The following is an 18,051-nucleotide window of genomic DNA, read 5'->3' on the forward strand; positions in this document are numbered from 1 at the left end:
TGGCTGGCATCTAAAATACAGGATTGAGTGATATGAGTTACAGCGAAGACAATTTAATTTGGATTGATTTGGAAATGACGGGCTTGGAGCCTGAGACTGATACCATTATCGAGATCGCAACGATTGTCACAGACAAAGATCTTAATGTTCTTGGGAAAGGGCCGAATTTGGCAATTCATCAAGAAAAAGCTGTGATGGATGCCATGGATGAGTGGTGTACTGAGCACCATGGCGCATCCGGATTAACAGAGCGTGTATTGAACTCTCCTATTTCTATGGAAGAGGCCGAAGCGCAGACGATTGCATTTTTGGAGCAGTATATTCCGGCGGGTAAGTCACCGATTTGCGGAAACAGTGTCGGGCAGGATCGTCGATTTTTGTACAAATACATGCCTAAGTTAGAAGCCTATTTTCACTACCGTTACTTGGATGTCAGCACGTTAAAAGAACTGGCAAAACGATGGAAGCCTGAAGCGCTGGAAGGCTTTGAGAAAACTGGGGCTCACTTAGCCTTAGATGACATTATTGAATCCATTGAAGAGCTGAAACACTACCGCAAAACAATATTTAACCTGTAGCTCTCACATAGGGAGCGGTTAAATTAGGCCGCTTCCTCCATCCCATAACAGCTTCACCCCCGTTACCATTAATAGTGCATACATAAGCTTGAAAAAAAGTTTAGTGTTGATGTGATAATGAAGCCAGGCACCAACTTGTACTCCCACAAAGGCAATGGGTGCAAAACACACTGAATACAAAAGCAGATCTGTATTAAGTTGGCCAAGCCAAGCGTAAGGGATCAGCTTTACGTAGTTTATGGCGGCAAATATTAAAGCGGCGGAGGCGACAAAACGGGTTTTATCCAAGTTTAGGCGTAACAGGAAAACGCTGATTGGAGGGCCTCCAGCATGGGAAATGAAGCTGGTAAACCCACCCAATGCGCACCAAAAACCTGCAGCTAATTTTCCGAGAGGGCCCTTTGGAGCTTTTCTTCTGGCTGCCAGCCAAGTGTTGATGACGAAGCCAATGGCCACTAAACCTATGATGATTTTGAGTAGGGGCTCCGAGACGAAAGAGGCCATCAAGGTGCCAATGATAATACCTAGGATGGCTGATGGAATACTTTGTTTGACGGCATCGGCATCCCATTTTTTCCAGAACTTCTGTACCGTAAATATGTCCATGATACATAAGACGGGTAACATTATGGCTGCGGCTTTAATGGGGGAGACATGCAGGGATATCATGGGGACCGCGATAATACCAAAGGCACCGGAGAAACCGCCTTTTGAGATGCCAGTGATAAGCACTGCAATCGAGACTAGGATTAAAAGAGTAATGTCCATTTATCGCCTTTAGTAAGAGAAGCACAATGTTGACTAGAATCCCTGAGCGTTATTTAGTCCCACTGTACCGGGTAGAAGATGTTCGTCGTCGAGAACAGGCCAGCTTTGCGCAGGAGGGCGAGAGCTATGCCATGATGCACCGGGCGGGTGAAGCCTTGTATCGTCACATATTACATCACAATGCCTCTTTGAAGCACCTATCTGTTGTGGTGGGCGGTGGAAATAATGGGGGCGATGGGTTGGTTGTGGCAGCTTTGGCTGCTCAAGATGGTATCGAAGTGACCGTTTATGATTGTTCCTCTAAGCCCCGCACTGGGGATGCTGAATATGCAGAAAAGGTTGCTTTTGGGTATGACACTATTCAAATAACTCGGAACATAGAGGCGCTTAACCAAGATCCTGGGCAGGTGGTGGTTGATGGTCTACTGGGGATAGGCTTTCATCCACCTATAAGTGAGGATCTAGCCAATGCTATCGCCGCAATTAATCAAAAGCGCGCTCAAGGTGCCTGGGTTGTCAGTGTCGATTGTCCCAGTGGACTTGATGTTGAGACGGGGCGAGGGGCGTTGCTGGTAGAAGCTGATTTAGTGGTGACTTTTATTGCCGATAAGCTTGGGCATTATTTGCTGGATGGTGCGGTCGCCTGCCATCAAATCGTCATGGAAAGCTTACAGGCTGTTGACTTGCTTAATCGCCCAACCGCATACTTCCTGACTCCCGCCGTGTTGGAAAATTACCCTCCCTGCTTGCGATTGCCTAATTCCCATAAGGGAACCTATGGGCATGTGACGGTATTGGGTGGAGACTTGGGGTTTGGTGGGGCGGCTATCATGGCCAGTGAAGCCGCCGCAAAAAGTGGCGTCGGTACAGTGACTTTGATGACTCAGTCTCGGCATTTGTCGGCATCATTGATGCGTAATCCCAATGTAATGTGTGTGTCGCCGGAGGATATTGGCTTGGGTGACACTCTTCGTTCATCTGAGTCTGTATTAGTCATTGGTCCAGGGCTTGGGCGAACTGAATGGTCTGAGCGGAACTGGCAGGCTTTTTTGGCAACGGAAGGTCCTGCAGTAGTTGATGCGGATGCGCTGTATTGGTTAGGGGTGTATGGCCAGCCAATGGGGCGTCCTGCTGTATTAACGCCCCACCCAGGTGAAGCAGCGAGGCTTCTACAATGCTCTACAGCAGATATTCTCGAAGACTTAGTGGGATCTGCTCAGCAGATAGCGACAAGGTTTCAGTCGGTGGTTATTTTAAAAGGTGCCACCAGTGTGGTGGTAAATCAAAATGGTGATGTTGTAATTCTGGGACAGCCATGCCCTGCCTTGGCCAAAGGCGGGTCTGGAGACGTCTTGAGTGGTATGGTGGGAGCTTGTCTTGCCTATTATCACGAGCCATTTGAAGCGGCTGTGATAGCTGCTGCTTGGCATAATATGGCAGCAAATAAGGCGTCTTTAGTCATCGGTCAAATCTCGATGCAGCCTTATCAATTGTTGGACTATTTGGAATAAAAGGTGCGCGCACAGGTGTGTGTAGATAAGTGAGTAGATAAAAGATGATAGAACGAGAAATATTTGGCGAAGAAGCCATGGAGCTGTTTGGTGAGCAGTTAGCGACGTCACTCAAAAGTGGTGGAGTGGTGTACTTAGATGGCAATTTGGGAATGGGGAAAACCACCTTAGTACGAGGCCTGTTACGTGGTCTTGGTAATAAAGGTCCAGTTAAGAGTCCAACGTATACAATTGTTGAACCATATGAGTTAGATGGGGTCGAAGCATTTCACTTTGACTTGTACCGTATCAATGATGCGGAAGAGCTCGAATACATGGGAATTCGCGATTATTTTCGCGATGGGACCTTGTGCTTAGTCGAATGGGCTGAAATGGGTAAGGGAGTCTTGCCTGAACCAGATTTAATTGTACATCTGGATCTTGTTCGTTCTGGGCGTTCGGTGTCCATAGAGCCTAAAACTCTTTACGGTGAGTCAGCGGTGCAGGAAATACTCCAACAACTCGCCAATTAAAAGGAAGTAGAGGAGGCTGAGGCCTCCTTTTTTGTGTCAACAAATGGATTCGTTGAGATCATTAGCTCCAACGGTTATAGTGTGTCCATATACTAGCTAGCTGTCTGATATGTATAAAAAAATCTTTTCAATTTCTTGGTTGTTGCCTGTCTTTTTGTTGATCTTTAGTAGCCTGTTAAATGCTGCTCAAGTAAAAGACATTCGTGTGGCACAACAGCAAGGGGTCACACGTTTGGTGTTTGAGCTGGATGGTGCAACAAAGCACCGTATGTTTTCATTGAGCCAGCCGGACCGCGTTGTCTTGGATTTAACCAATGCAGAGATCTCCCAAGGTGTCGTGGACAACTTATCTGCCTTGTCGTCGGATGCTTTGTTGCGAGTGCGCTACGCAAGACACAATAGCGGCATGCGCTTTGTGCTCGACGTGAGTCAGAAGGTGAAGGCCAAAACTTCTGAATTATCCGCAGCTGGAGATTACGGTCCACGGATTATGGTGGAGCTTGAATATGGTCAACCGAAAAGCGCGAAAGTAGTTAAAAGCTTAGCCTCTATATCCAACGACAAACGGGATATTGTGGTGGTTATTGATCCCGGCCATGGGGGCAAAGACCCTGGAGCAATTGGCCATAACGGCATTTTTGAAAAAGATGTCGTGTTGTCCATCGCTAAAGAGCTCGCAAAACGTTTGAATAATGTTCAAGGCTTTAAAGCAGTACTGACTCGTTCAACGGATGTTTACCTGCAATTACGGGATCGCTCTAAAGTGGCCCGGGAAGCGAATGCTGATTTAATGATTTCAGTCCATGCGGATGCTTTTACCAAGCCTTCAGCTCGAGGTGCCTCTGTGTGGGCTTTGTCTTTAAGTGGAAAAACGTCTGAAATGGGTCGCTGGCTTGCACAGCAGGAGCAATCAGCTGATCTGGTGGGGGGGATTTCTCTTGACGACAAAGATCGCTTGTTAGCAGAAGTGCTGCTAGACATGTCTATGAACTCAACAATCCAAATGAGTCTAGATATTGGTAAAGAAGTACTTGGGCAAATGGGTAATATGGCGAAATTGCATCAAGATTTCGTTCAGCAAGCAGGTTTTGTGGTGCTGAAATCTCCTGATATTCCATCAATTTTGGTGGAGACGGGGTTTCTTTCTAATCCTACGGAAGCTAAAAACCTTTCCAGTGCCACCTATCGACGAAAACTTGCAGCCTCCATTGCCAAGGGTGTAGAAGATGCATTCAACGCAAATCCACCTGATGGCTCTTACATTGCTTGGCGTCAGAAGCAAAAAGGTGGTTTCACCTATACCGTTTCCCGTGGCGATACCTTATCTGAAATTGCCCGTAAGAATGGGGTTTCTTTAGGGGCGCTTCGTTCAGCAAATACCTTGAAAAACGATGTTATTTGGGTTGGGCAAAAGCTTTCCATCCCAGCCAGTTAGTTCCCCAATTTATTGAAGGAATTTCATGTCTAGAATTCACTTGCTCTCACCTCGACTTGCCAACCAGATAGCAGCAGGTGAGGTGGTTGAGCGTCCTGCCTCAGTTGTTAAAGAGTTGCTTGAAAACAGTCTTGATGCTGGCGCTACACAGTTAGATATTGATGTAGAGCAGGGCGGTGTCCGCTGTATCAAAATCCGTGACAATGGTTCGGGGATTCAGAAAGATGACTTGTCCCTGGCGTTAAGTCGTCACGCTACCAGTAAAATTGTCACCTTGGATGACCTAGAAGCGGTCTGTACTCTTGGGTTCCGAGGGGAAGCCTTGGCTAGTATTAGCTCCGTGTCTCGGTTGCATCTAACATCTCAAGCAGAAGGTGAAATGGCCGCTTGGCGTGTGGAAGCAGAGGGTAAAGACATGGTGACTTCCGTGAAACCTGCTTCCCATCCTCAGGGGACAACCATTGAAGCCCGTGATTTGTTTTTCAACACGCCCGCGAGACGTAAGTTTTTGCGTACGGAAAAAACCGAGTTTAACCATTTGGAAGAAGTGGTTAAGCGACTGGCTTTAAGTCGTTATGATGTGGGATTTCGATTAAATCACAACGGAAAACAGGTCTATGATCTTCGCCCTGTGGCGGATCAGTTGCACGCGGAGCACCGTCTTGGCACCTTGTTAGGCCGTAAGTTTATCGAAAATGCTTTGACCATTGATGTGGAAGCGGCAGGTTTACGCTTATGGGGATGGATTGGCTTGCCAACCTTCTCACGCTCCCAGGCGGACTTACAGTACTTCTTTGTGAATGGTCGTGTGGTGCGCGATAAGTTGGTGGCCCATGCCGTCCGTCAGGCGTATCGTGACGTACTGTATAACGGGCGTCATCCAACCTTTGTGTTGTATCTGGAATTGGATCCTGCGACCGTAGATGTGAACGTTCATCCGACGAAACATGAAGTGCGTTTTCGTGACGGCCGTTTGGTGCATGATTTTCTCTTTAGTCGCATTCATAAAGTCTTGGCTGATGTGCGTCCAGAATCTGGCGCATCTGGGAGCGCAGAAAACCCTATACAACAGGGTGAGCCTCAAATTAGCGAACAAGAGAATCTTGGGTTAGGTCAGCCTTCTCAAGGGCGAGATTTGTCTTGGATGACCAGTCGAGCAACAAATAATCCTTCACCATCGGATGTGTCTGGTCAGTTAGGGGCTGTTTCGCAGATGGCCAATTACGCCCGTGACTTCGATATGAGTCATGTAGACCCAGAAACAGGCGAGATTAAAGCGCCAAGTTCCCCTGATCAGGTGAGCGCAGAAAGTAGTGCGCCAACAGAATATCGGGTGCGAGTAGCAGAGCCGTTGCCAAGTCATTCGATGACGCCCCCTCTTGGTTATGCCGTCGCTCAGATTCATGGCATCTATATTTTGTCAGAAACTGACAATGGCATGATTATTGTGGATATGCATGCTGCTCACGAGCGAATTGTCTACGAGCGCATGAAGACTGCGTTTTATTCAAAAGATGTAGCTTCTCAACCTTTATTGGTTCCCATTAACGTGGCTATTTCCCAAGCTGAAGCGGATCTTGTGGAAGATCATGTGGCGGTGTTTGGCCAATTTGGTTTTGTTCTGGAACGTTCTGGTCTAGAAAGTGTGATGGTTCGTGAAGTGCCGATTATACTAATTAATGGTGACATCGAGAGTTTGGTTCGAGATGTGATAAGTGACTTGGCGGTTAATGGAGCAACGGACTTATTACAGGCTCGGGCAAATGAGCTAATGGCGACTATGGCCTGCCATGGTGCAGTGCGAGCGAATCGTAAACTGACTATTGCTGAAATGAATAGCCTTTTACGTGATATGGAAGTGACCGAGCGAAGTGGTCAATGTAACCATGGACGCCCTACTTGGACCCAGCTATCCATGTCTGATTTAGATAAATTATTTTTGCGAGGCCGGTAATAATGAGTAAGCCAAATGTCGTTTGCTTAATGGGGCCAACGGCTTCAGGTAAAACGGGACTGGCAGTGGAAATGGCCAGCCAGCATGGTTATGAGATTGTCAGTGTGGATTCGGCCTTGGTTTACCGAGGAATGGATATCGGCACAGCAAAGCCTGATGCCCAAACTTTGGCTAAGGCACCTCATCGACTGATCGATATTATAGATCCTATTGAAAGTTATTCTGCTGCAGACTTTTTAAAAGACGTTGCCGTTGAGATTGATGACATTGTGGCCCAAGGTAAGACGCCTCTTTTGGTGGGGGGGACCATGATGTATTTTAACGCGTTGCAAAAAGGACTGGCTGAAATGCCGTCTGCGGATGCAGGGTTACGTGCTGAGTTGGATGCCTACATAGCGCAGCATGGTCTGGTTAGTCTTCATGAGGAGTTGCAGAGGATTGACCCAGATTCGGCAGCACGTATCAACCCAAATGATCCCCAGCGCTTGCAGCGAGCGGTAGAAGTGTATCGTCTGACGGGTAAAACCATGACGCAGTTTTGGGCGGAGCAAGAGAAGCAAGTTTCCCCTTATCACTTGATTAATATGGCTGTGATGCCAGAAGACCGTTCAACCTTGCATAAACGCATTGAACAGCGCTTTGAAATCATGATGGAAGAGGGGTTTTTGGCGGAAGTCGAGGCACTCTATCAGCGTGGTGACTTGACCATAGAAATGCCATCAATTCGTTGTGTTGGTTATCGCCAATTGTGGCAATATCTGGCAGGGGAAGATGCCTTAGACGATGCTGTTTATAAAGGGGTTGTCGCCACTCGACAGTTGGCTAAACGTCAGCTTACTTGGCTGCGCGGATGGGATGAATTAGCCGTTTTTGATAGCTTGCAACCGGATCTTTTAGCACAAACCTTGAAATACGTCGAAAGCAGGCTTATATAAGGGGAATTCGCAAAAGAATTGGTGTATTATCTAGTGTATTGTTTTTCCAATATTTTAATTATGAGTTTGCTTGCTTAAGGAGAGTCCGATGTCAAAAGGGCAGTCACTACAAGACCCTTACCTAAACGTACTTCGCAAAGAAAGAGTGCCTGTGTCTATCTTTCTTGTGAATGGTATTAAACTACAGGGACAAATCGAGTCATTTGATCAGTTCGTGATTTTGTTAAAAAACACCGTTAGCCAAATGGTGTACAAACACGCAATCTCGACAGTTGTTCCTTCTCGTACTATTCGTCTGCCGTCCCCTGATCAGGCGGAAGACGCAGCAGAATAAATTTGTCCTAACTAGGACAAATTAGAGGTTATATAACTTGTTTTTCGAACGCCCTGAAAGTGGTGAAATTGCTGTCCTGGTTCACATCGATTTTCATGATCAAGACGAGAATCATGGGCCAGAAGAGTTCGTCGAACTCGCTATCTCTGCTGGTGCAGACCCTGTTGCTGTTGTAACAGGGTCTCGTCATAAGCCAGACTCCAAATTTTTTGTCGGCACCGGCAAACTCGATGAAATAAAAGATATTGTCATGAGAGAGGAAGCGCAGGTTGTGCTTTTTGATCATGCGTTGACTCCTTCTCAGGAGCGTAATCTTGAAAGCGTCTTGCATTGTCGTGTACTTGACCGTACCGGACTCATCTTGGATATTTTTGCTCAGCGAGCCCGAACTCACGAAGGTAAACTTCAGGTAGAGTTGGCCCAGTTGCAGCATATGACCACACGATTAATTCGTGGCTGGACCCACCTTGAACGCCAGAAAGGCGGTATTGGTATGCGTGGTCCAGGTGAAACTCAGCTTGAAACTGACCGACGACTCCTACGCGAGCGCATCAAATCTATCCAGAAGCGATTGGATAAGGTGAATTCTCAGCGTGATCAAAGTCGCCGAGCACGAAACCGATCAGATGTTCCGACCGTATCTTTAGTAGGGTACACCAACGCTGGTAAGTCCACTTTGTTTAACCGTATTACGGGGGCAGAGGTTTTTGCGGCAGATCAGCTGTTTGCGACCCTAGATCCGACCCTGAGAAGATTGGATCTTGAGCAGGTGGGCCCGGTTGTATTAGCGGACACGGTAGGTTTTATTCGTAAGCTTCCTCACCGATTAGTGAAAGCATTCCAAGCGACTCTAAAAGAGTCTGCGGAGGCGGATCTACTATTGCATGTGGTGGATGCGGCTGACGTGAATCGTGATGATAATATTGAATCCGTTGAAACGGTTTTGAAAGAGATTGGTGCCGATGAGTTGCCAACGCTCCGTGTATTTAACAAAATTGATGCTATGCCCACCGGCGAGCCTAGAATTGATCGTGATGATCAGGGGAACCCTATTAGGGTTTGGGTGTCTGCTCGTGATGGGATTGGTATCGAGCTGTTAGAGCAAGCCATTGCAGAATTACTGTCAGAAGACATTGTTAATGAAACTATTTTGGTGCCTGCGCACCAAGGGCGTTTCCGAGCGATGCTTTTTGAACAGGGAGCAGTGAGAGCGGAGCATTATGATGAGCAAGGTTGCTCAGTATTAGAATTGCGCTTGCCCCGTAAAGATTACTTACAGATCTTGGCGCGGGTCGGCATGTCTGAAGAGCAAATTCAGGCAGCCTAAACAACTGGATTATCATTATAAGAAAGTGGAGATGTAGTATGGCCTGGAATGAACCGGGTAATAACGACAACGACCCATGGAACACGGATAAAAACCGCAATTCCAATGGGGGGCGTGAGCAAGAGCCTAACAACAGTAACGACCCATGGGGTCGTCAATCTGGTGGTAAGGATCAAGGGCCACCGGACTTAGACGAAGCATTCAACAAGTTAATGGGAATGCTTGGTGTTAAGAAGAAGCGTTCTTCTGGTGGTGGCTCTGGTTCTAATGGTGGTCCTGGTTTTAGCGGTAAAATCGGTGGCGGCTTGATTGGCATCATTGTTATTGGCTTATTTGCCTTGTGGGCATCAACGGGTATTTATCAGGTTGATCAGCAGGAGCGTGGTGTTGTATTGCGCTTAGGTAAGTACAGCGACACTGTTATGCCAGGTCTACACTGGAATCCGCCATTGATCGATACAGTAACAAAAGTAAATGTGACCAAAGTTCGTTCTTTGGATCATAAAGCGCTGATGTTGACTGTGGATGAAGCCATTGTTGAGGTGGGTGTTTCGGTTCAATACTCCATTGAAAATCCACGCGATTTCGTGATTAACGTTCGTTCGCCTGAAGAATCTTTATCTCAAGCGGTTGAGAGTTCTTTGCGTCATGTGGTGGGTACCACGGAAATGGACCAAATCCTAACGGAAGGTCGTGAGGTGTTGGCGGCAGAAGTAAAAGAACGTCTGCAGTCTTATATTAACAATTACGGTACAGGTCTGTTGATCTCTAAGGTAAACGTTGAGAACACTCAAGCGCCAAATCAAGTGCAAGAAGCATTTGATGACGTAATTAAAGCGAAAGAAGATGAGCAGCGTGTTCGTAACGAAGCGGAGTCTTACGCCAACGGTATCATTCCTGAAGCTCGTGGTCGTGCTCAGCGTATTCGTGAAGAAGCGGAAGCTTACCGCTCTGAAATTGTTGCTCGTGCACAAGGTCAGGCGGATCGTTTTGATCGTTTATACCAAGAGTATGCGAAAGCACCAGAAGTTACTAAAAAGCGTCTTTACATTGAGACAATTGAGTCGATCTATAAAGATGTGAATAAAGTGGTCATTGATGCGGATGGTAACAACAGCATGATGTATTTGCCGCTTGAGCAGATTATGAAGCAAAGAGCCGCTACAGGTGGCTTAAATAGATTGGATTCTTCCTCTATTAGTACTTTGACAGACCAGGTTATTGAAGAAATTCGTAATCGTCAAAGCTCCACGAGCGTTAACCGTCAAGGGAGAAACTAATGAAAAATCTATCTTTTTCTATCCTATTTCTACTGTTGATTGCCTTACTGGTTGGCTCTCAGACCCTGTATGTTGTGAAAGAAACCGAGAGAGCAGTTGTGCTTAAGTTCGGTGAGATCGTTCAGGACGATGTTCAACCTGGTTTGCATTTCAAGATTCCAGTTATGAACGAAGTTAAGAAGTTCGATGCGCGAATTCTAACTATGGATTCACGTCCGCAACGTTACTTAACGCTTGAGAAGAAAGCGGTAATTGTTGATTCTTACGTGAAGTGGAAAATTGAGAACGTATCGCGTTTTTATCAGGCCACTTCTGGTGATGAGTTTGTAGCGAACCGAGTATTGTCTTCTCGTGTTGATACGGGGCTGCGTAACCAATTTGGTGAGCGAACCATGCACGAAGTGGTATCCGGTGAACGTGAAGAGTTGATGACAGAATTGCGCGATCGAATCGATACGGTAGCGAAAAATGAGCTAGGTATTACGATCGTTGATATTCGTGTTAAGCGTATCGACTTGCCACCTGACGTAAGTGAGTCTGTTTACCAGCGTATGCGGACAGAGCGTGAACGTGAGGCTCGTGAGCACCGTTCTAAAGGTCTAGAACTTGCAGAAGGTATTCGTGCGGACGCTGATCGTCAGCAAGTCGTGCTTGAGGCAGAAGCCCAGCGTGACGCGGAAATGATTCGCGGTGACGGCGATGCGCAAGCAGCTGCTATCTACGCAGACGCTTACACTCAGGATCCAGATTTCTACGAGTTTTACCGTAGCTTACAAGCATACCGTGAGAGCTTCTCTGGTAATGGTGACTTATTTGTATTGAAGCCTGATAGCGAGTTCTTCCAGTACTTCAAACAAACTAATTAATCGTAATTATTTTGGTCGGGTTACATGGCTTTAGCCTGTAAGTCGGCCATATAATCGTGATAGAATCTACAAAACCGGGTTAAGCCCGGTTTTTTAATGGTCAAAATATAGAGAGTCTATGCAGGAATTGTTGCATTCGCTGCTGGTTGGCGTCAGTTTACTTCTGATTGCCGAAGGCGTTTTGCCGTTTCTTAAGCCGAATTTATGGCGGGAAATTATGGCAAAGGCGATCGCGAGTTCAAATACGAATTTGCGAGTGCTTGGGGCGGTGAGTATGTTTCTGGGATTAATACTCCTATTACTGGCCCGAAGCTAAGAGGATAAACATTAATGACGCTAGCAGATCGCTGGTTGCTTCCAGACGGTGTAGATGAGGCTTTGCCAAAACAAGCGGCGAAGATCGAGCACCTAAGAAGAACACTGCTTAATCTCCACGAAAATTGGGGTTACAAATTAGTCATACCCCCTCTATTAGAATATCTCGACTCCCTCCTTATCGGCGCAGGCTCAGACTTAGACTTAGAAACCTTCAAAGTAATTGATCAGCTTTCAGGTCGTTTGATGGGGATTCGTGCGGACTTTACTTCTCAAGTTGCTCGAATTGATGCCCATTGTTTGAAGCAAGATGGTGTTCAGCGTTTGAGCTACTGCGGCAGTGTATTACGCACAACCCCAGCCGGGCTTGATGGAACCCGTAGCCCGATTCAATTAGGCGCTGAGCTGTATGGCCATAGTGGCATAGAAAGTGATTTGGAAATCCTTTCTCTAATGCTGGATACCTTAACAACGACAGGGCTTAACAAGCTGGTGTTGGATGTGGGCCATATTGATGTGGTTCGTGGTGTGATGGCTGCATCAGGTGTAAATGGCGAGCAAGAAAGCAAATTGACTGACCTTTACCGTGCCAAAGGCTTACCTGAGCTTGAAGCGTATGTCTCTACTTTAACCATTGATGGGCAAGCGAAACAATGGTTGTTGGCGTTGCCGCGTTTATGCGGTGGTGTAGAGGTGTTAGAGCAAGCGGAAGCGGCTTTAAGTGGCGTGAGTGAGTCTGTTACTAATGCTCTGAAACAGATTCGTGCCGTGTCTGAAGTTGTGTCTCAGCGCTTTGAGTCCGTAGGCTTGCACTTTGACTTATCTGATATGGAGTCATACAGCTACCATACTGGTTTGGTGTTTGCTGCCTATGTTCCTGGTCATGGTAATGCTGTCGCCCGTGGTGGTCGATACGATTACATTGGTGAAGTCTTTGGCCGCTCTCGTCCAGCCACGGGTTTTAGTACCGATGTAAAAGCTTTGGTGGCGTTAGCTGATGTAGTGGTTGCAGAGCCGCAGAAGGTGTTAGCACCTTTAGCCACAACCGCAGCACTTTGGCAGCAAGTTCAATCCCTTCGCAGCGAAGGTTACAAAGTTATTGAGCAGCTAGAGCCAAGTCTTGATGGGGCAGATTTTGATTTCCAATTGGTAGGCGAAGGCGACCAATGGAAACTCGTTTCAATTAAATAACCGATTTTCTGTATAGAACAATCTTAAGTGAGACCATAAAAATGGGTAAGAACGTTGTTATTCTAGGCACTCAATGGGGTGACGAAGGTAAAGGTAAGGTCGTTGACCTACTAACAGAAGAAGTGGCTGCGGTAGTACGCTTCCAAGGTGGTCACAATGCGGGTCACACGCTAGTGATTGACGGTAAAAAAACCGTGTTGCATTTGATTCCATCTGGCATTTTGCGTGAAGGCGTTCAATGTGTCATTGGCAACGGTGTTGTATTGTCTCCGGCTGCATTGCTTAAAGAAGTTGAAGAGCTTCAGGAGCAAGGTATCCCAGCGGTAGAGCGCTTGAAAGTGAGCCCAGCATGTCCTTTGATCCTGCCTTACCATATTGCTATGGATCAGGCGCGCGAGATTGCAAAAGGCGATAAGAAAATCGGTACAACAGGTCGTGGTATCGGTCCTGCTTACGAAGACAAGGTTGCCCGCCGTGCGATCCGTGTAGCAGACATTCTGGATAAAGATCGTTTCGCTGAGAAGCTAAAAGAAGTTTTGGCCTACTACAACTTCATGCTAGAAAGCTTCTACAAAGTGGAGCCAGTTGCATTTGAAGACGTTTATGAAGAAGGTCTGAAGATGGCTGAGTTCTTGCGTCCGATGGTGACCGACACAATCAGCTTGTTACACGATCTACGTAAATCTGGCGCGAACATTATGTTCGAAGGTGCGCAGGGTTCATTGCTGGATGTGGATCACGGTACTTACCCATACGTAACGTCTTCCAACACGACGGCTGGTGGTGCTCCTGCAGGCACTGGCTTCGGTCCTTTGTATCTAGACTATGTTTTGGGTATTACTAAAGCTTACACGACCCGTGTTGGTTCAGGCCCATTCCCAACAGAGTTGTCCTGTGAAAACGGTCAGCGTCTAGGGGAGCGTGGTCATGAGTTTGGTGCGACAACTGGTCGTCAGCGTCGCTGTGGTTGGTTTGATGCCATGGTGCTTCGCCACGCAGTTCAAATTAACTCTATCTCTGGTATTTGCTTAACTAAGTTAGACGTACTAGATGGTTTTGAGACAATTCAGGTTTGTGTAGGCTATCAGGATGCTAATGGTAATCCTGTGTCTGGCTCGCTTGTGGACTCTGAAGGCTACGATCAGGCTATTCCTGTTTACGAAGAGCTTCCTGGCTGGTCCGAGTCAACTGTGGGCGCTCCAAGCTTTGAAGCTTTGCCTGCTAATGCTCAGGCTTATATCAAGTTTATCGAAGAGAAAATTGGTGTGCCAGTGGATATCATTTCAACTGGTCCAGATCGTAACGAAACGATCGTATTGCGCGACCCATTCAAAGCATAAGCTTTTGTAAGACTGCAAAAAAGCCGAGACAGTAAATGTCTCGGCTTTTTTCGTTATGGGGTTTAGGTATTGGTTTAGAAGATGAATAGTTTGGGAGTAAAACAGGTCTATCTTAAAATAAGTCTATTTCGCCAGCGTTAACCTGGCTTTCTACGGCCAGTCCTTCTGCTACGACTTGGTCGAAGAAGGTAATTTGATTGCGGCCGTGCTGCTTACTGTAATACAAGGCTTGGTCTGCGCGATCCATTAAGGTGATATGGAATACGTCATCATTAAACTCACATACGCCAATACTAACTGTAATGGCATCTATATTTGGAAGTTTGATATTTTGGACATTCTGTCGCAGTGCTTCTAAAACTCTTTCGCAATCCTTGCGTCCGCGATTTTTCATTAAAATAACGAATTCTTCACCGCCAAAGCGGAACAGTAAATCATCATGGCGAAATGTCTGTTGCATCACACGAGAAACATGGATCAGAACTTCATCACCATATAGGTGGCCAAAATTATCGTTAATATTTTTAAAGTGGTCCAAGTCTATAATCGCAATCCAATTAGATTGTTCTGTATGCTCATCGTCTTCTACGTCGAATTTTTGATAGAGCTTTACGATGGATTCTTCAAAAGTCTTGCGATTCATTAACCCTGTGAGTTCATCTGTTTGGGCTTCGATTAACAGGGAGCTGAAGTTGCTGTAAATGCTCAGCATACCTTTAATGATGTAGTTTTCAGATTTGCTTGGTTTTTTATCCAGCGTAATTACTAGGTATTGAGCGTTCTGTCGACTTTGTTTGAGTAAGTGAAAGGATACGTGTTGATGATCGTATGCATCGACAAATTCATCTAGCTGCCAAGAGTTCATGTACTCAATAGATTTTTTAATTTCAGGTGGCAGGTGGATGTTTTTATGATTAAAGCGGCATTTGTCGCTACTTGCTAGTGTGATCTCCATGGTTGGCTCATCCTTGCTATTAAGCGTAAGAATAGAGGCCTTAACTGGGGTCAATATGTTACGGATACTTTTTAATAAACTGAAAGCAAGCAGTTCCTTATCACGTTGGGCAGTGAAATTCTCAATGTGATGAAGAATATTATTGGAAATGCTCAAGCTTTAGTCCTCCGTAACGAGCGTCGAAGTTATTGATAGACATTAGACAACCATTATAAACCTATTATGAGTAGTGGGACAGCAGATAACGTGCTTTCTTGGCTTTACGCTGACGGGGGACAATGACTGTGGTACAGTCCACGGCTTTTTTAGATTTGGAGGCAATAAGATGTTTTGTGGATTTGATTATGGTACCTCCAATTGTGCTTTAGGCGTTATGAAATCTGGGGTGCCTGAGTTGCTACGATTAGAGGGTGAGCACAAATACTTGCCTTCTACAGTGTACGCGATGCACCGTGATCTGATCACTGAGGCCGTTGCATTGGGCTTATCAGCAGATCAACGAGAGGCCTATCTTCAAGCGCGACAAGCAATCTTGACTCGAGCGCGTAGATTTCGTGTTGGGGAAGGTTATGAGTCTGATGATACGGTTGTGTTTTATGGGCGAGAGGCTTTTTCAGAGTACTACCAGTTCCCTGAAGATGGTTATTTTGTAAAGTCCCCTAAGTCATTTCTTGGTGGTTCAGGGCTAAGGGCTGAGCATATAGCCTTTTTTGAAGACATTGTTGCTTTGATGATGCTGAATGTTAAGCGCCGTTCTGAAGTGTCAACAGGGCAAGAACTAACTCATACAGTGATTGGTCGGCCAGTCAATTTTCAGGGCTTGGATGCGCAAGAAAGTAATGCTCAGGCGCTGGATGTCTTGTCTGTTGCGGCGAAGCGTGCAGGTTTTAAAAGCGTTGAGTTTCAGTATGAGCCAATTGCTGCGGGATTGGATTTTGAGCGGAATTTGTCCAAAGATCAGACGGTGCTTGTGGTTGATATCGGTGGTGGTACCAGTGATTGTGCAATGGTGCGAATGGGGCCTAGCTACCGGGATAAACTTGATCGCTCTGAGGATTTCTTGGCTTATACCGGGGAGCGGGTAGGTGGGAATGATCTTGATATTCAACTTGCTGGTCGTGAGTTGATGCCGGTATTTGGTATGGGGGCTGAGTTAAAAACGGGTCTACCGATGCCGACCCAGTTGTATTGGAATGCTGTGACAACCAATGATGTGTCTGCACAAGGGATATTTGCCAGTCTAGATAGTAAGGTTCAGATGGAGCAGCTTCGCATGGATATGGTTCATCCTAAGCTGATGGACCGTTTTATCTTGATGCGTGAACATAAGCATAATTTTCATGTGGTTCGTAATGCGGAAGAAGCCAAAATTGGGTTGTCAGAGCAAATGTCCTACCAAGTAAAGTTGGATTATATCGAGCCAGAATTAAATGTAACGATTGAACGTGATGCGTTTACCCGCGCAGTGGAGTCTCCTTTAGGGAAGATGGTTAGGCTCATGAAAAGCGCCATTGCAGAAGCCGGGGAGCGTCCAGATGTTATTTATATAACGGGGGGCTCTGCAAAATCTCCTGCAGTACAGTCGGCGATACGGGCAGAAATCGGTGATATCCCCGTTTTAGATGGCGATCACTTTGGTAGTGTGGCCAGCGGCTTAACGGTATGGGCGCAACGATTGTTTGGATAGTAGCGTTAATATAAGTGGCGAAGGCGTTATTGTGAGCTTTCCAAGAAGCGTTAGGCTTGCACGGCACCCTGTTGGTTAACGGGTGCCGAGTAAGCTCTTGGGGATTTGTTTGCGTCTATGATCGCTTTTTTAGGGCCGTAGCAAGCTCAGCTAATCGTTTGCCTTGGGCAACACATAATTCGATTTCATCATCTGATAATCCTGTATCAGAGGTATGAGACGCTAAATGAGTAACACCGTAAGGAGTGCCTCCTGCTTTGGTATTGATCAAAGCCTTGTTTTTGTAGGGTAAGCCAGCCCAAACCATGCCGTGGTGTAGTAGGGGGATCATCATAGATTGCAGTGTCATCTCGTGTCCGCCGTGCATGGAGCTGGCACTGGCAAAGGCACAGGCGGGTTTGTCGATCAACTGTCCGCTCATCCAAAGGGTGCTGGTTTGATCCAGAAATAACTTTACTGGGGCTGCCATGCTGCCAAAGTAGGATGGGGAGCCAATGGCTAGGCCATCGCATTCTGCTAGGTCGTCTAATTCACAATATGGGTAGCCGGACTCAGGAATAGGGTCGCTGGTTTGTTCTGTGGTGAAGGAAGCGTCAGGTAGTTGGCGTATGACCACATGAGTGTTGGCGACTTGTTGAGCACCACGGGCGATATGTTTTGCCATAGTCGCCACAGAGCCGTGGCGACTGTAATACAGAATCAGTAGGTTGATATTCATTAAAATAGCTCAAGCACCGATTCTGGTGGGCGACCAACTTTCGCTTTGCCCCCGTGAACGACGATAGGGCGCTCGATCAGTTTAGGGTGGTTGATCATGGCGTCTATTAGCGTTTCTTCGTCACTTTCTGATTTTAGATTTAAGGTCTTATAGTCCTCTTCTTTCTTGCGCATCAGTTCTTGGGCGGAAGTCATTCCAAGCTTATTTAGTAACTCTTTCAATTCTTCCTTTGTTGGAGGTGTTTGCAAATAAAGCTTCACCTCAGGAATGATGTTGTTGTCTTCTAAAAGTTGAAGTGTTTCACGGGATTTGGAGCAACGAGGGTTATGGTAAATAACTGTCATA

General features: G+C 46.4%; 18 protein-coding genes. 14 read left to right on the plus strand and 4 right to left on the minus strand.

Features of this window, described 5'->3' with window-relative positions:
- The first annotated feature begins 32 nt into the window (after positions 1-32).
- Positions 33-578: an oligoribonuclease gene (gene orn / locus ACZ5DR_RS11835; RefSeq protein ID WP_377369597.1), complete on the plus strand. Its 546-nt coding sequence runs from the start codon at positions 33-35 to the stop codon at positions 576-578.
- Between the two features lie 18 nt (positions 579-596).
- Here orn and ACZ5DR_RS11840 read toward each other — a convergent pair whose 3' ends face one another.
- Positions 597-1,346 carry a sulfite exporter TauE/SafE family protein gene (locus ACZ5DR_RS11840; protein WP_377369599.1) on the minus strand — a complete coding sequence of 250 codons (750 nt, stop codon included), beginning with the start codon at positions 1,344-1,346 and terminating at the stop codon, positions 597-599.
- Between the two features lie 26 nt (positions 1,347-1,372).
- Here ACZ5DR_RS11840 and ACZ5DR_RS11845 point away from each other — a divergent pair, with 26 nt between their 5' ends.
- From ACZ5DR_RS11845 to ACZ5DR_RS11900, 12 genes are all read left to right on the plus strand, one after another.
- Positions 1,373-2,857, plus strand: a complete 1,485-nt coding sequence (locus ACZ5DR_RS11845; RefSeq protein ID WP_377369601.1) for an NAD(P)H-hydrate dehydratase — start codon at positions 1,373-1,375, stop codon at positions 2,855-2,857.
- 44 nt (positions 2,858-2,901) lie between these two features.
- Positions 2,902-3,369, plus strand: a complete 468-nt coding sequence (gene tsaE / locus ACZ5DR_RS11850; RefSeq protein ID WP_377369602.1) for a tRNA (adenosine(37)-N6)-threonylcarbamoyltransferase complex ATPase subunit type 1 TsaE — start codon at positions 2,902-2,904, stop codon at positions 3,367-3,369.
- 109 nt (positions 3,370-3,478) lie between these two features.
- A complete protein-coding gene (locus ACZ5DR_RS11855) occupies positions 3,479-4,804 on the plus strand; it encodes an N-acetylmuramoyl-L-alanine amidase (protein ID WP_377369604.1) in 1,326 nt (441 codons plus the stop codon).
- Between the two features lie 25 nt (positions 4,805-4,829).
- Complete coding sequence (gene mutL, locus ACZ5DR_RS11860) at positions 4,830-6,758, plus strand: DNA mismatch repair endonuclease MutL (protein ID WP_377369606.1); 1,929 nt, start codon at positions 4,830-4,832, stop codon at positions 6,756-6,758.
- Positions 6,759-6,760: 2 nt separating this feature from the next.
- Positions 6,761-7,693 (plus strand): tRNA (adenosine(37)-N6)-dimethylallyltransferase MiaA, encoded by a 933-nt coding sequence (gene miaA / locus ACZ5DR_RS11865; RefSeq protein WP_377369608.1) that lies wholly within the window; start codon positions 6,761-6,763, stop codon positions 7,691-7,693.
- An 88-nt stretch (positions 7,694-7,781) separates the two neighbouring features.
- Positions 7,782-8,027 (plus strand): RNA chaperone Hfq, encoded by a 246-nt coding sequence (hfq, locus tag ACZ5DR_RS11870; RefSeq protein WP_067097470.1) that lies wholly within the window; start codon positions 7,782-7,784, stop codon positions 8,025-8,027.
- Between the two features lie 37 nt (positions 8,028-8,064).
- The gene (gene hflX / locus ACZ5DR_RS11875) at positions 8,065-9,354 is read left to right on the plus strand and encodes a ribosome rescue GTPase HflX (RefSeq protein ID WP_377369610.1); all 1,290 of its coding nucleotides are present in this window, start codon (positions 8,065-8,067) and stop codon (positions 9,352-9,354) included.
- A gap of 38 nt (positions 9,355-9,392) precedes the next feature.
- Positions 9,393-10,634: an FtsH protease activity modulator HflK gene (gene hflK / locus ACZ5DR_RS11880; protein WP_377369612.1), complete on the plus strand. Its 1,242-nt coding sequence runs from the start codon at positions 9,393-9,395 to the stop codon at positions 10,632-10,634.
- The gene (hflC, locus tag ACZ5DR_RS11885; protein WP_377369614.1) at positions 10,634-11,500 is read left to right on the plus strand and encodes a protease modulator HflC; all 867 of its coding nucleotides are present in this window, start codon (positions 10,634-10,636) and stop codon (positions 11,498-11,500) included. The genes hflK and hflC overlap by 1 nt, the downstream gene beginning before the upstream one ends.
- A gap of 118 nt (positions 11,501-11,618) precedes the next feature.
- A complete protein-coding gene (locus tag ACZ5DR_RS11890) occupies positions 11,619-11,816 on the plus strand; it encodes a DUF2065 family protein (protein ID WP_377369615.1) in 198 nt (65 codons plus the stop codon).
- 14 nt (positions 11,817-11,830) lie between these two features.
- On the plus strand, positions 11,831-13,006 hold the full coding sequence (locus ACZ5DR_RS11895; protein WP_377369617.1) for an ATP phosphoribosyltransferase regulatory subunit: 1,176 nt from the start codon (positions 11,831-11,833) through the stop codon (positions 13,004-13,006).
- A gap of 41 nt (positions 13,007-13,047) precedes the next feature.
- Complete coding sequence (locus ACZ5DR_RS11900; protein WP_377369619.1) at positions 13,048-14,346, plus strand: adenylosuccinate synthase; 1,299 nt, start codon at positions 13,048-13,050, stop codon at positions 14,344-14,346.
- A gap of 112 nt (positions 14,347-14,458) precedes the next feature.
- Here the strand turns inward: ACZ5DR_RS11900 and ACZ5DR_RS11905 are convergent, their stop codons facing one another.
- The gene (locus ACZ5DR_RS11905; protein ID WP_377369621.1) at positions 14,459-15,457 is read right to left on the minus strand and encodes a GGDEF domain-containing protein; all 999 of its coding nucleotides are present in this window, start codon (positions 15,455-15,457) and stop codon (positions 14,459-14,461) included.
- 169 nt (positions 15,458-15,626) lie between these two features.
- Between ACZ5DR_RS11905 and yegD the strand changes: the two genes are divergently transcribed.
- Entirely contained in the window at positions 15,627-16,988 is a 1,362-nt protein-coding gene (gene yegD / locus ACZ5DR_RS11910) for a molecular chaperone (protein ID WP_377369623.1), read from the plus strand.
- 115 nt (positions 16,989-17,103) lie between these two features.
- Here the strand turns inward: yegD and wrbA are convergent, their stop codons facing one another.
- Complete coding sequence (wrbA, locus tag ACZ5DR_RS11915) at positions 17,104-17,706, minus strand: NAD(P)H:quinone oxidoreductase (RefSeq protein ID WP_377369625.1); 603 nt, start codon at positions 17,704-17,706, stop codon at positions 17,104-17,106.
- Positions 17,706-18,050 (minus strand): arsenate reductase (glutaredoxin), encoded by a 345-nt coding sequence (arsC, locus tag ACZ5DR_RS11920; RefSeq protein WP_377369627.1) that lies wholly within the window; start codon positions 18,048-18,050, stop codon positions 17,706-17,708. Before arsC ends, wrbA begins: the two co-directional genes overlap by 1 nt.
- Between the last annotated feature and the right edge of the window lies 1 nt (position 18,051).

It is taken from the genome of Marinomonas vaga (genome assembly GCF_055388305.1).